This window comes from Arthrobacter sp. SLBN-112 (genome assembly GCF_030944625.1).
GTDB lineage: Bacteria > Actinomycetota > Actinomycetes > Actinomycetales > Micrococcaceae > Arthrobacter.
This window is the reverse complement of sequence record NZ_JAUSXY010000001.1, coordinates 4,032,019-4,045,542: the sequence shown is the minus strand read 5'-3', so window position 1 is coordinate 4,045,542 and position 13,524 is coordinate 4,032,019. Positions and strand designations below refer to the sequence as shown.

General features: G+C 64.9%; 12 protein-coding genes. 7 read left to right on the top strand and 5 right to left on the bottom strand.

The window, feature by feature from the left end:
- Window positions 1-47 precede the first annotated feature (47 nt).
- The 5 genes from QF050_RS18750 to QF050_RS18730 all read left to right on the top strand — a co-directional run bounded on the left by QF050_RS18750 (window position 48) and on the right by QF050_RS18730 (window position 5,409).
- Window positions 48-917: a PfkB family carbohydrate kinase gene (locus QF050_RS18750; protein WP_308931779.1), complete on the top strand. Its 870-nt coding sequence runs from the start codon at window positions 48-50 to the stop codon at window positions 915-917.
- A 43-nt stretch (window positions 918-960) separates the two neighbouring features.
- On the top strand, window positions 961-2,055 hold the full coding sequence (locus tag QF050_RS18745; RefSeq protein ID WP_308931778.1) for a LacI family DNA-binding transcriptional regulator: 1,095 nt from the start codon (window positions 961-963) through the stop codon (window positions 2,053-2,055).
- Window positions 2,056-2,300: 245 nt separating this feature from the next.
- Window positions 2,301-3,626, top strand: coding sequence for an extracellular solute-binding protein (locus QF050_RS18740; protein ID WP_308931777.1), 1,326 nt, complete (start codon window positions 2,301-2,303; stop codon window positions 3,624-3,626).
- Entirely contained in the window at window positions 3,623-4,579 is a 957-nt protein-coding gene (locus QF050_RS18735; protein ID WP_308931776.1) for a sugar ABC transporter permease, read from the top strand. The genes QF050_RS18740 and QF050_RS18735 overlap by 4 nt, the downstream gene beginning before the upstream one ends.
- Window positions 4,573-5,409 (top strand): carbohydrate ABC transporter permease, encoded by an 837-nt coding sequence (locus QF050_RS18730; protein ID WP_308931775.1) that lies wholly within the window; start codon window positions 4,573-4,575, stop codon window positions 5,407-5,409. The genes QF050_RS18735 and QF050_RS18730 overlap by 7 nt, the downstream gene beginning before the upstream one ends.
- Before the next feature lie 212 nt (window positions 5,410-5,621).
- On the opposite strand, the gene QF050_RS18725 is transcribed toward QF050_RS18730, so the two are convergent.
- The 4 genes from QF050_RS18725 to QF050_RS18710 all read right to left on the bottom strand — a co-directional run bounded on the left by QF050_RS18725 (window position 5,622) and on the right by QF050_RS18710 (window position 10,966).
- Window positions 5,622-6,527 carry an NAD(P)-dependent oxidoreductase gene (locus QF050_RS18725; RefSeq protein ID WP_308931774.1) on the bottom strand — a complete coding sequence of 302 codons (906 nt, stop codon included), beginning with the start codon at window positions 6,525-6,527 and terminating at the stop codon, window positions 5,622-5,624.
- A gap of 5 nt (window positions 6,528-6,532) precedes the next feature.
- Window positions 6,533-8,452, bottom strand: coding sequence for a TRAP transporter large permease subunit (locus QF050_RS18720; protein WP_308931773.1), 1,920 nt, complete (start codon window positions 8,450-8,452; stop codon window positions 6,533-6,535).
- An 81-nt stretch (window positions 8,453-8,533) separates the two neighbouring features.
- Window positions 8,534-9,568 (bottom strand): DctP family TRAP transporter solute-binding subunit, encoded by a 1,035-nt coding sequence (locus QF050_RS18715; protein ID WP_308931772.1) that lies wholly within the window; start codon window positions 9,566-9,568, stop codon window positions 8,534-8,536.
- Between the two features lie 45 nt (window positions 9,569-9,613).
- Complete coding sequence (locus tag QF050_RS18710) at window positions 9,614-10,966, bottom strand: Gfo/Idh/MocA family oxidoreductase (RefSeq protein ID WP_308931771.1); 1,353 nt, start codon at window positions 10,964-10,966, stop codon at window positions 9,614-9,616.
- 237 nt (window positions 10,967-11,203) lie between these two features.
- On the opposite strand from QF050_RS18710, the gene QF050_RS18705 reads away from it, so the two are divergent.
- Both QF050_RS18705 and QF050_RS18700 read left to right on the top strand, forming a co-directional pair.
- Window positions 11,204-12,238: a LacI family DNA-binding transcriptional regulator gene (locus QF050_RS18705; RefSeq protein WP_308931770.1), complete on the top strand. Its 1,035-nt coding sequence runs from the start codon at window positions 11,204-11,206 to the stop codon at window positions 12,236-12,238.
- A gap of 8 nt (window positions 12,239-12,246) precedes the next feature.
- Window positions 12,247-12,558, top strand: a complete 312-nt coding sequence (locus QF050_RS18700; protein ID WP_308931769.1) for an antibiotic biosynthesis monooxygenase — start codon at window positions 12,247-12,249, stop codon at window positions 12,556-12,558.
- A 63-nt stretch (window positions 12,559-12,621) separates the two neighbouring features.
- Here the strand turns inward: QF050_RS18700 and QF050_RS18695 are convergent, their stop codons facing one another.
- Window positions 12,622-13,401, bottom strand: coding sequence for a DeoR/GlpR family DNA-binding transcription regulator (locus QF050_RS18695; protein WP_308931768.1), 780 nt, complete (start codon window positions 13,399-13,401; stop codon window positions 12,622-12,624).
- Window positions 13,402-13,524: the final 123 nt, after the last annotated feature.

Here is a 13,524-nt window from a genome sequence, read left to right as displayed (position 1 = left end):
GAATCCGGCCCGGGCCGCCGCGTCCCCATCAACGAGAGGAGTGGAATATGAGGGTTCTCGGCTTCGGCGACAACATAGTGGACCGTTTCGTGGACCGAGGGGTTGAGTACCCGGGCGGCAACTGCGTGAACGTTGCCGTCTACGCAGGGCAGCTTGGGGCAGAGGCGGCTTACCTCGGAGTGTTCGGAGACGACGACGGCGGCGCGTTCGTGCGCTCCTGCATTGAGGCGGCCGGGGTGGACACCAGCCGGTGCGAAGTACGCCGCGGGCCCAACGGGCTCACGGAGATCCAAACCGTTCGGGGGGAACGGCATTTCCTGCGCTGGAACGGCGGCGGTGTCACCGCCACCGACCCGATCCGGCTGGTTGACCCGGACTACGTGGCCGGCTTTGACCTGGTCCACTCCAGTGTCTATTCCTCCATCGAACCGGAGTTGCACGCTCTGCGTGCAACGAAAGTCCTGGTGACGTACGACTTCTCCAGCGAGCCGGCGCACCGGACCGATGAGTACCTGGCACGTGTATGCCCCCTGGTTGACTTGGCTCTCGTGTCCTGCGCCGACTGGGAACAACAGCGGGTCTGGTCTGAACTGCGCCGGTTCTCCTCGCAAGGTGCGGCGCTGGTGCTGGGAACCATGGGTGCGAACGGTGCCGTGTTGTTTGACGGCGCCAGCTTCTATCATTCCAACGCGGCACCGGCCAGTGCTCCTATCGTGGACACCATGGGCTGCGGGGACGCCTACCTGGCAGCCTTCGCCGTTGAAATGTTGGCCGTCGGATGGAAGCGGAGCATGCTGCCGCCCGGGCCGGCAGTTCACCGTGCCATGAAGCAGGCAGCGCGCTTCGCGGCCGGACAGTGCAGCGTGGAAGGTGCCTTCGGCTATGGGCGTGAGGTAGTGCCGCAACCCGCCGCCTGAAACGTGCACCGGCCCTGCCGGGATCTGAGAAGATGGGCGAACTATGACCGAACATCACCGGAACTCCGTGCCGCCAACCATTTCCCAGGTGGCCCAGGCGGCCGGCGTCGGGCGTGCGACAGTGGCGCGCACGCTCGGCGGGTACGGTTCGGTCAGTGCTTCCACGCGCGACCGCGTCATGCGGGCCGCGAAAGAACTGGGCTACCGTCCGAACGCGGTGGCGCGCAGCATGACCACGGGGGAGACGAAGACCCTGGGGCTGGTGCTCGCAGACGTAGGCAACCCGTACTTTGCCGGCGTCCTCAAAGCCTTCACGGACACCGTGCATAAGCAGGGCTACGATGTCCTGGTGCTCAGCACCGAGGAGGACCTGGCCAAAGAGGCAGACGCCGTAGGCGTCCTGGTTGACAAGCAGGTGGACGGCCTGGTCCTCGCCTCGGCCGCGAGCAGGAACGCCCCGCCGCCCCACCTGGAACTGGTGCGCGCCCGCGGAATTCCGATCGTGCTCGTCGACCGGCTGTTCGACGGCGTGGATATCGACACGGTGGTGATCAACAACAGGGAAGCCGCGCGCGAGGCAGTGTCCGACCTGATCGGCGCCGGGCACCGCCGCATCGGTTTCGTCTGGGGGCCGGTGACAGTGGAGCCAGCCACCAGCCTGGCCGAGATGGATGAGGTCATTGCCCGCTCCCTTTCCAGCGACGGAGAACGCCTCCGGGGCTACCTGGACGCCCTCGAAAAGGCAGGCATCGACTTCGACACCTCATTGGTCACCCACGTTTTGAAAAATGAACACCAGGCCACGCGTGCGGTCATTGGGATGCTGTCCCTGGCCGACCCGCCGACGGCCATCTTCGCCACCGAGTCCGATGCCATGGTGGGCGCCATCCGCGCCCTGAGGCAGATGGGCCTGAGCTACCCCGAGGACGTCTCGCTGATCGGCTTCGATGACAGCAGCTGGGCCACCATCATGTCGCCGCCGCTGTCCATGGTGTCCCAACCCCTTGAACAGTTGGGGAGGCTGACAGCCGATTGCCTCCTGGAACGGATCAAGGACACTGCTGCGCCCTCCACCACCCACGTGCTGGAGGCGACATTCATGCCGCGCGCCAGCGTGGCCGCACCCCGCCGCCGCTGACGCGGCCGATCCGGAAGGGGCCTCCGCGCCCTCGCGCCCGCAGACTCGGACGTTGCCGCTCCGTGCCCTGACCCTTCTGTTTCCTCGATGCAGGAAGATTCGTCTTTGAGACTATTGATACCGGTACCATCCATCGGTATAGTCGGGTGAACTCAGCAGGACCATAAGGTCCGAGCGATCCAACGGAGGGTCAGGAACTGAAGTTCCGGCGGGCATCCGCGACCCGCCCATGACGGGAGATGAACATGCGAAAGTGGAAGACAGTTTCGGTTTCGGCAGTGGTGGCGGTTGCCGCCTTAGGGCTTGCCGGCTGTGGATCATCAAACGGCCCGGCAGCCAGCGCCGACCCGGCCGCCCAGCCGGACTTTTCCGGATCGATCAGCATTCTTACGGCGTTTGCCGGAAAGCCGATGGACTCGTATTTCCAGGACGTCATTGCGGCGTACAAGGCGGAACACCCCGGTGTGACCATAAACCTCTCCCAGGAAACAGACGACAACGCGGTCAAGGACAAGGAGAAGGTGCTTATTGCTTCCCAGTCACTGCCGGATATCTACTTCAGCTATGCAGGCAACTGGGGCCAAAACTTCGCGGAGAATGGACTGGCCGCCGATCTGAGCGCGCAGATCGGACCTGGGACAAGTTGGGGACAAACCTTTGGCCCCGGCTCACTGTCGGCCTTCAAATACGACGGAAAATACTACGGGGTCCCGCTGTATAACGACGCCAAATTCATGGGCTACAACAAAGCCATCTTCCAGAAGCTAGGCCTCGAGGCGCCGACCAGCTTTGAAGGCCTCATCAACGACTGCTCGACCATCAAGGCGGCCGGTTATACGCCAATCGCGTTTGGCAACAAGGACGGCTGGCCCGGGTTGCACTATCTGCAGCAGCTCTTCGCATACAACGTTCCGCGCGCCACCCTCGATGCCGATCTCAACCCCAAAACCGCCACGTGGACCGATCCCGGCTACGTCACCGCAATGAGCCAGTTCACCGAACTGGTGACCAAGTGCACCGGCGACGGCACCAATTCCAATGGCGTCACCTACACCACCGCACAACAGCAGCAGCAGAGCGGCCAGGCCGCCATGTACTACCAGGAACTCATCGAGTTTGATGCCGTCAACAAGGATGGCAGTCAGCTCAACAAGGACGGGATGGGAATTTTCCAGCTGCCGGCCGCGGCAAACGCCGCCGGTGATCCCCGGACCCTTGAAGCAGCGCCCGAGGGATACATGATCAATGGCAAGAGCAAGAACGCAGCCCTCGCCCTGGACTTCATGAAATTCGCCACCTCAGCCAAGAACGCTTCGGTGCTGTCCGCGCCCCCGTACGGCCAGCCAAGCGCCGTCATCGGTGCGGTCACCGCGTCTACCTCGAGCGCCGCCGTCGCCGCCGGGACCGAGGCCGTGAACAAGGCGCCTTCCACCCTCGTGTGGCTGGACATGGCTTCTGTTCCGTCCGTTGGCGACGCGTGGGTCTCGGCGAGCGAGGGTCTTGTCTCCGGGGATCTCCGCCCTAACGCGGCGCTAAAGGCTGTCCAGGCTGCCTCCGAGAAGGCTAAATGACATCCGCCCCGGCATCCGTCCGGCCCGCTGTCGCCGGGAGCGCCCGGGCCGCCCTGGTCAGACCGGACAGGACTGCCGCCCCGAGCTGGCGCAACATCATCTGGCTGATTCCCGCGCTGGCGGTGCTCGCCGTCTTCGTCTATTGGCCCCTGCTGCAGAACGTGGCCTTCAGCTTCCTCAAGTGGAATATCTACAGCGGATCCCAGTCCTTTGTGGGTGCAGACAACTATGTGGAACTGGCCAGCGACCCGGTATTCCTAAAGGCGCTGGCCAACAACACCTGGTACGCGGCCATCTCCATCGTCTGCCAGGTGTTCGGCGCACTTCTCCTAGCAGCAATCGTCGAGAGCGTCAGGAGCGAGCGGATGCGCCGGGCGTTCCGTTCGATCTACTTCATCCCGTCGGCGATCTCCCTTACGGTGGCCGGGCTGCTGTTCTACTTCATCTACCAGCCACAGAGCGGGCTGCTGAACGCCTTTCTGGCCAACCTTGGGCTCGGGCAATACGCCCAGGCATGGCTTGGCCACGAGAATACGTCGATATTCGCGGTAGCGGCCATGAGCCAGTGGCAGGGCTTCGGCTACAGCGTCCTGCTGTTTTCGGTCGCCCTGCAGCGCATCCCTGTGGAGCTCTACGAAGCGGCTGCCATTGACGGGATCGGACCGGTCCGGCAGTTCTTCAGCATCTCGATGCCGCTTGTTCGAGAGATGACAGGACTGATGATGATCGTGACGGTTTCCGGCGCATTCCAGGTGTTCAACGAGGTCATGGTGATGACGAGCGGCGGCCCCAATAATTCGTCCCAGGTACTGGGAACCTGGCTGTACCACGCAGGATTCGTCACCAACAATTTTGGCTACGCGTCTGCCATCGGTGTGGCGGTCTTCCTGATCACCCTCGCCCTGGCCGCGCTCCAGTTGTGGGTTTCACGGAAAAGGAGAGTGGAATGGTGACGTTATCGAACGCAGGGCGCTGGCTGCGCGCCGCGCTGGTCTGGACCATCCTGGCTGCCCTGGTGATTGCGGTGCTGTACCCGCTGGCCTGGATGATCTCGAACGGCTTCAAGACAAACGCCGAACTTTTTGGCAACCCGTTTGCCTTGCCCGCCTCCTGGGGCTGGGGGAACTTCGCCGCCGCCTGGCAGCAGGGCGTGGGCAGTTTCGTGCTCACCAGCGTTTCCCTCACAGTTCTGGCTACCGTCCTCACCGAGGCAATCAGCGCGTGGGCCGCCTTCGGACTGACCCGAGTGCGCATTCCATTGAATCGAGGGTTCACGGTGCTCATTCTTGCCGGACTGATGCTGGCCCCCACCGTGGCACTGGTTCCCCTGGTCAAGATGTTCCAGAGCCTGGGGCTGTACAACACCTTCCTTGGCCTCTTGGCCCTCTATACGGCCTTCCGGATACCCTTCACGGTGTTCCTGATGCGCGCTTACATGCTGGACCTGCCCCGGGAGGTGGACGAGGCGGCTGCGATAGACGGCGCGTCCAAGACGGTCACCTTCTGGCGCATCATCCTGCCGATGAGCCGGCCGATCATCATCACCACCGTGGTGCTGAACGTGTTAACCAACTGGAACGAGTACCTGTTTGCCATGGTCTTCACCAGCGGAACCGGACTGCAAACCCTTCCCGTGGGACTGGCAGACCTGATGTCAAAGAACGGCACCCAGTATCCGCTGGTGTTTGCCGGCATGGTCATGGCAGCCCTCCCCATGGTGATTCTCTTCTTCTTCTGCCAGCGCTACTTCGTCCGGGGCCTCGCCGGGGGAGTGGGAAAATAAGGTGCGATAGCTTGGCGTCAGCCGCGGTGCACCAAGTCGTGGCGCCATGGACGCGGGTTCGTCCTGCAGGCTCTGCGTTCCGGCCCGCCTGCATCCAGAAGCGCAATTGAGCCATAAAGCAGTCCGACGGCGGGAGGCCGGCGCACAATGCAGGCCTCCCACGGACTCGCGAACGCGTTCCGCACCCTGAGCCCGGTCCCGGCGGCGGAAAGCTAATTGCGGATGGTCCGGTAGATCCCGGTGTGGTCAAGGTCGCCGTCGCCTGCCGCGATCATCTCTTCGAAGACGCTGTGCAAACAGCCGGCCAAGGGAAGTTTCAGGCCGGAATTCGCGGCAGCCTCGGCGATGAAGTTGAGGTCTTTCAGCTGGTTCTTCGCCGACCCGCCGCCGTCGAAATCCTGGTCGATGAAGCGCTGTCCCTTCTGGGCGAGGACCTCCGAGTTGGCCAGGCCGCCGGCAAGGACGGACTGCACGTCCGCCAGGTCCAGGCCCGACGCGTCAGCGAGGGCCATGGCCTCGGCCAGCGCCGTCACCGTGGCGGCAACCACGATCTGGTTGCAGGCTTTGACGGTTGATCCGGCTCCGGTTTCCCCGAACCACGCCACTTTGGCGCCGTACAGCCCGAACAGCGGTGCGCAGCGTTCGAAGGCGTCCCGCGGACCGCCGGCCATGATGCTGAGCCGGCCCTCCTCGGCACCGATGGTTCCGCCGCTAAGAGGCGCATCAACCACCGTCACCCCCCAGTTCCGCAGGCACTCCTCACCGAACGCCGCAACGGCCACGGGCGAGACCGTCCCATGGATCACGAGGATGGGTTGTTCGGTGCCGGCGCGCTGCCACCCGGCCAGCAGCCCATCGTCGCCCTTCAGCAGGGCCTCGACCTGGGGCAGGTCCGGCAGGACCGTCAGGACGATGTCCCGGGCGGTGCCGGCAGGGGAGGCAGCGACGCTGCCGCCTGCGATGGCCCGGGCCTTGTCCGGTGTCCGGTTCCACAGGGCCAGCGGGACGCCGGCGGCCAGGATGTTCCGTGCGATGGGCGCCCCCATCGGTCCGGTGCCCAGGAGGGCCACGGACCGGTGGATGGCGGGCTGCTGCTGTTGAACTGTCAAGGTGGTCATGTTCTCTAGAAGGGGATGAGGCCGGCAATGGCGGGCAGGAACGTGCTGAACCAGGGCACGGCCGCGAGCACGAGGAGCCCGATGAACACGGCGATGAGGTAGGGCCAGAAGTGCTTGAGGCTCTTCTCGACGGTTTCGTGCCCGGTTGCGCAGGCTACATAGAAGCCGACGCCGGCCGGCGGGGCGAAGGAACCGATGCCCATCGAGATGATCAGCACCATGGCGTACTGCACCGGGTTGACGCCGAAGCTGGTGGCGATCGGAAGCAGCAGGGGCGCGAAGATCAGGACGGCAGGGAGGCCTTCGAGCAGCTGGCCCATGATGATCAGCAGCACCACGGTGAAGAGCATGAAGAGGATCGGGGAGTCACCCAGGCTCGACATCAGGTCGTGGATCTGCTGGGAGACGCCGGCGAGGGCGAGGGTCTGCGCCAGGGGAGAGGCGGCGGCGATGATGAACAGCACCATGCCCGCCGTCGTGGTGGTTTCCCGGAGCGTGTCGCCCAGCAGCCGCTTGCTGCCGCGGCGGTAGGCGGCGGCGAGGATGAAGGCGTACGCGACGGCGACGGAGGACACCTCGGTGGGGGTCGCGAAGCCGCTGAGGATCCCGGCCACCATGCCCACGGGAAGCAGCAGCGTGGGAATCGCGAAGAAGGTGGCTGATCCGCGGGTCCGCCACGTTGCCTTGGGACTGGCGACGCCGCCCTGTTTGCGGGCGCGGACGAACACGAGCGCCATCACCACCAGGGCCAGGAAGGCTGCCGGCAGGAATCCTGCCAGGAACAGGGTGGTGGTGGAGATGGTGGTGATGGATCCAAGGACCAGCAGGACAATGCTCGGCGGGATGGTCTCGCCCATGATGGCGGAGGCCGACAGGACCGCGACCACCTCACCGCGGGGGTACTTGCGTTCTTCAAGCATGTTCCGCATGGTGGTGCCGACGGCGGCAACGTCTGCCACCTTGGAGCCGGAGATGCCGGAGAAGATGTACATCGTCACGACGACCACCTGGAGCAGGCCGCCGCGCAGGTGCCCGATGAGTGCGTCAACGAGCTTGGCCAGGGGAAGCGTCAACCCGGCGGAGTTCATCACCGTCCCGGCGAGGATGAAGAACGGGATGGCGAGCAGGACGAAGCCCTTGGCGCCGGAGGCCATGCCGATGGGGATGGCACTGACGTCGGAGATGCCGCCGAGGTAGAGGTAGATCCCGGAGGCCAGGGCCAGGACGAAGGCGATGGGAAGGCCCAGGAACAGCAGGATGAACAGCACCGCAAGGACGACGCCGAGGAGGAGGTTGGGGGACGCGTAGAAGAAGAGCGGCTGGCTGAGGACCACCAGGGCAATCAGTATCGCGGTGATGCCGGCCGCCACGAACACGGGGCGCCGCTCCTGCCGCTTCAGCTTGACCAGGGCGAACCAGGCGATCAGGATCATCCCGGCCGAGAAGGGAAGGGACACCCAGAACACGGGCAGCTGGAGGATCGGGGTTTTCTCTTCGATCTGCTGCACCAGGGTGGGGACGTACAGGGCAAAGGATCCCGCGCTCATGACGAGGACCAGGCAGTCTACGAGGGCCGCAAGGTAGGGCTTCCAGGTGGGCGGCAGCCGCATGATGAGGGCCTGGACGGACATGTGCGCACCCTTGGGGTAGGCGATCGCGCCGCCGATGAAGGCGATGGTCAGGAGCGCGATTTCCGACACTTCCTGGGTCCAGAGCACTGAATCGCCGGTGACCAGCCGGACCATGATGTTCAGCAGGATGACCAGGAGCTCGGCGATGATCGCCGCGCCAACGGCGCCTTCGAGGACCTTGTCGAACCACACGGCCCCGCTCCAGCGCGGCGGGACGTGACCGTGGTGCAGGATCTCCTCCGCGTCAGAGGGGAGGACTTCTTCAAGTTCCTCGGGAGGGATGGTGTGTTTCATGTTCTTCCAGACTGTCGACGTTGAGAGCGGATGTGATGTGCAGGGGCCGGGGCGGCGGTGCGCCCCGGCCCCTGCCTGCGGTTAGTTGGAGGAGGTGAAGGCGATCGCCTGGTCGAAGAAGTCCTTGCCGATCAGCTCGGAAAACTTCGGGTAGAGGCCCTTCGCCGCGGTCTTGAATTCCTCTACCGCGGAGGCGCTGAGCTCGTTGGCCTGCATTCCCTTGGCCTTCAGATCGTCCAGTTGCTTCTTGGACTGCTCCTCGTCGTAGCCGGTCTTGAACGTGGCCGTCTCGGTCGAGGCGTCGGTGAGGGCGTTCTTCTGGTCTTCCGAGAGCGTGCCCCACTTCTTCGATGACAGGGCCAGGACCCACGCGTCATTGATGTGGTTGGTCAGGGACACGTATTTCTGCACCTCGGAGAACTTGTTGGTCCACGGAACCTCGATCGGGTTTTCCTGCCCGTTGATCGTCCCGGTCTGGAGGCCGGTGAAGACCTCGGAGAAAGCCATGGTGGTGGGGCTCGCGCCCAGCGATCCGAAGTAGTCCGTCCACAGCGGGTTGCCGGGGACGCGGATCTTCATGCCCTTCAGGTCAGACGGCTGCTGGATGGGGCGCACCGAGTTGGTGATCACCCGGCCCGTCCTGGTCATGAAACTGAGCGCGACGGTGTCCTTCTGGGCCAGTTTGTCTTTCAGGACCTGGCCTGGCTTGCCGTTGAGGAAAGCTGCCTCCTGGGTGGTGTCCTTGAACAGGTAGGGGATGCTGATGCCGTTCATCTCCGGCACCACGGAGGCGTACACCGACGTTGACAGGATCAGGGCGTCCAGGGAACCACCCTGCAGGCGGGTCACTGCCGCGTTCTGGTCGCCGCTGAAGCTCGTCCCGTTGGGAACCACGGTGACCTGGACGGACCCGTTGGAGGTCTTCTTGACCTGATCGGCAAAGTGCTGGGCCGAAACGCCGACGGACGAGTCAATCGGATCAGGGATGGAGAGCTGGATCTTGGCCGGGGCTGCGCCACCGGTGCCGCCGGCAGCGCCCGACGCGCAGCCCGCCAGGAGTGACGCGGCGAGGGTGCAGGCCAGCGCTCCGGTGAGGGCGCGGAATTTCGAGTTCATGTGAAGCCTTTCTTCGTTGGAAGGAGTCAGTTCAAAGCGGGCAGGTCAGGCGGTGAGGGCGGATTCAGTGACGAGCGCTTCGGTTTCCCGGCGCAGTTCCAGGGCCTGGGCCAGGGAGTCGTCCATGATGACGTCGTCCCAGCCCACGATTGCGCCCTTGGCGATGTCATTGCGCAGTTCCACGTGGTGGGCCAGCGCCACCGGCAGCGCTCCGGTTTCCACGGAGTGCCTGGCGGAAACGAGCTTGCCCCAGACGGTGTAGCCGCCTTCGCCGTCGAGGAACTCGCCGGCTTTGAGGTCCTTCTTGGCCGTGGCCACCACGTCGCCGAAGAAACCCACGGGCGAGCCGGTGGCTATGCCGCGGAGGGCTGCGTTGGCGATGGAGACGTTAAGCTCCAGGCCGACGTAGTGGTAGGGGCGGTACAGTGCCGCGTACTGGCCGGTGGGGTCCGGGTGCCAGGGGTATTCGGTGAAGCAGCCGGAAACGTATCCGTTGGTCGCCTTCACCACCACGAAGACGCCTTCCTGCGTGTTGTGGCTGATCCAGCTGCCGTCCCGGTTGACGCTGGACATGACGTCGACGCTGCCTTCGTGGGCGAGGGCCCCGCCCACATCGCTTGGCCGGCAGACCGTGGCGATCTGCTCGACGTCGCCCGGGGTGAAGCTCAGCCCGTTATCTGACGGGACCAGCCCGGCACCGTTGGCGACCGCGGCCATCTCGATCGATGCCTTGGTGCCGTCCCGGAACGAGGTGTGCATGTACGGGTTCAGCTGGCCGGAGTCGGTGAGTTCCTTCGAGAATTCCCAGTTTTCCCAGACATTGTCCGGATTCATCTCGTGGTAGTGCTCGAGGTACTTGGCGCCCTTGCCGGCGCAGACAACGTCGAAGCCGCTGGTCCGTGCCCAGTCCACCAGTTCCATGATCAGAGCCGGCTGGTCCCCGTAGGCCATGGAGTACACCACGCCGGCGGCTTCCGCGCGGCGGGCCAGTGCCGGCCCGGCCAGGGCGTCGGCTTCAACGGTGACCATGATGATGTGTTTCTTCGTGTCGATGGCCCGCAGCGCGTGCTTGACCCCCACGATCGGGTTGCCGGTCGCCTCGACGATGACGTCGATGTCGACATCGAACAGCTCGTCCGCGTTCGCAATGATCGCTGTGCTGCGGTCGCGAAGGGCGGTGGCGATATCCGGCGCGATCTGGTTCTTGGGCCAGCCGACAAGTTCGAAGGCTCCTTCGGCGCGCTTGACGTTGATGTCGGCGATGGCCACCACATGGATCCCGGGGATGTTGTTGGCCTGGGCGAGGTACATGGTGCCGTACCTGCCGGCGCCGATGAGTCCCACTCGTATGGGACGTCCCTGCTGCTCGCGGTCGCTGAGGAGCTTGTGAAGGTTCATGGGGGATCTCTCTGATTGGCGTTTCCGCGTCCGGGAAGCACCGCCACCGCGCTGGTGGGGCAACTTCGTTGTCGCGGGATGTGAATTCGAGGACCGGAGTGGAACCGGTTCCACTTTTGTACCAGTGGGTGCTAGGCTGTGTCAACGGTCACAAGGAAAACGCGTTGTCTAACGCCTCCCATGACGGCGACGCCGTTAATGCCGGCGATCGGGTAGAACCTTCAATGAGGAGGAGAAGTGAAGAAGGCTCCAACAATCCGCGATGTCGCGTCCGCTGCCGGCGTGTCGGTTTCCGTGGTGTCCCGGGTCCTTAACCCGGAGTCGGGCCCTGTTGCACCGGCCAAGCGGGACATGGTCCTCCGGGTCATCGAGGATCTCGGATACCGGCCGCGTGCCGCCGCCCGTGAACTGAGCGTGGGCCATGCCCCCACCGTCGGGCTGGTGGTTGCCGACCTGGCCAACCCTTTCTTCGCCCAGCTGGCGGACCGGATTGTCTGGGAGGCGCGCAGCCACGGGGTGCAGGTGGTGGTGATGACCACCCAGGAGGATCCGCACCTGGAAGCGGATTCCCTGGACACGCTCCTGGACCGGTCCGTGAGCGGTGTTATCGCCACGCCCACCGGAGCAAACGTTGAGAAGTGGGCGCGGCTGCAATCCCTGGGTGTGAACGTTGTCTTCGTGGACCGCACCATCCCGGAGCTGGCGGACGTTGACGTTGTGAGCATCGAAAACGTGGACTCGGCCCGCCGCGCCACCGAATACATGCTCGGCCTGGGGCATACCCGGATCGGGTTGATTACCGGGCCGGTCAGCACTTCCACGGGAAGATCCAGGATCCAGGGGTACCAGGCCGCCCATGACAGCTGCTCCGTCATGGTTGACCCGCAGCTGATCCGGGATGTGCCGTTCCGGGGTGACGGCGGCGGCGATGCCGTCGGATCCCTGCTGGCGCTGCCGGATCGCCCCACCGGGATCATCGTGGCCAACACGGCCCAGGTCCAGAGCGCCGTCCGCCGCCTGGTCCAGACGGGTACCCGCATCCCCAACGACCTGTCGGTCATCGTCTTTGACGACAGTCCCTGGACCGAACTGACAAGCCCTCCGCTCAGCATCATCCGCCAGCCCATCGCCATGCTCGCACTGCACTCCCTGGAGCTGGTGCTGGGGCGGATGCAGGGCAAGTTGCCCGACGGCCAGCGCACCATCGAAGTCAAAGCAGACTTCGTACCGCGCAACAGCTGCTCGCCACTCGTGCTCACCCCAACCAGATAAGGAACACCATGACCGTCATTGTTACCGCCGTCTTCACGCCCAAGGACGGGGCCTTCGATGCCGTTGCCGCCGCCCTTGCCCCCGCCATCGCCGAGGTGCACAAGGAGCCGGGCTGCCAGCTCTACGCCATCCACGAGGCTCCCAACGGCCAGATCGTCATGATCGAAAAATGGGACTCGGCCGAACTGCTTGACGCCCACGGTGCAGGTGAAGCCGTCGCACGGCTCAACGCCTCCCTTGAGGGCCTCCTGCGGGAGCCGGTGGAAGTCATCAGGCTGGCCCCGATGCCCGCCGGAACTCCGCATCAGGGCGAGCTCTGACAAACTCTGTTCTTGCGGTCCCGGGTGGTTGCCCGGTTGGAGGAACCACCCGGGACTGCGCGGCTATCGGCCTGACTGGGCGGCGGCCACCTCAACCCGGACACCGGCGTCCCGGAACTTCTGCACCTGCTCAGGGTCGGCGCCGTCGTCTGTTACCAATGTCCAGGGGAGCGCGAGCCGCGCCCACGCGTGGAACGGCCGCAGGCCGAGCTTGGACGAATCGGCCAGCACGTAGACCTCCCGGCCGCGCCGGGCCATGAGCTCCTTGAGCCGGGTCTGGGCATGGTCGGCCTCGCAGATGCCGTCCTCGGCGGTGACGGCGTCGGCGCCCAGGAACACCCGGTCAAAGCTCATCCGCTCCAGGGCCGCCTCGGCGAGCGGGCCCACAAAACTCTGCGAAACACTGCGCAGCCGGCCGCCCAGGCAGTCCACGTCGATGCCCTCGGACTCGGCGAGTTCCTGCAGGGTGTTGAGGCCCGGCGTCGTGACCGACAACCGATCGAACCCGCGCAGCTCGTGGGCCAAGGCCCCTGCGGTGGAGCCGGCGTCGAGCAGGATGTTCTCCCCGGACTGGATGACCGAGGCCGCCCAGCGGGCAATCGCGTGCTTCTGCTCGAACGCCTCGCCGGTCCGCTGCCGCAGCGACGCCTCCGGGTGCGCGCCCAGTGCCATCGCCCCGCCGTAGGTGCGGGCCAGCCTGCCCTGCCCGTTCAGCAAGGCCAGGTCGCGGCGGATGGTGGACGCGGTCACCTCGAACCGGGCCGAGAGTTCCTCCACGGACGCCAGGCCGGTGGTCACGGCAAGGTGGTAGATCTCCTCGCGCCGCGCGTTTGCGCTCAGCATTCCCGGTCTCCTTCCCGTGGCAGTGGTTACCATGCTAGTTCCGGCCCCCGGTTTGGACAGGCTCAACCGCCGGGAGGGCCCAATAACGCGGGTTCCGGCCGCCTCAATGACCAAAACGGCCGG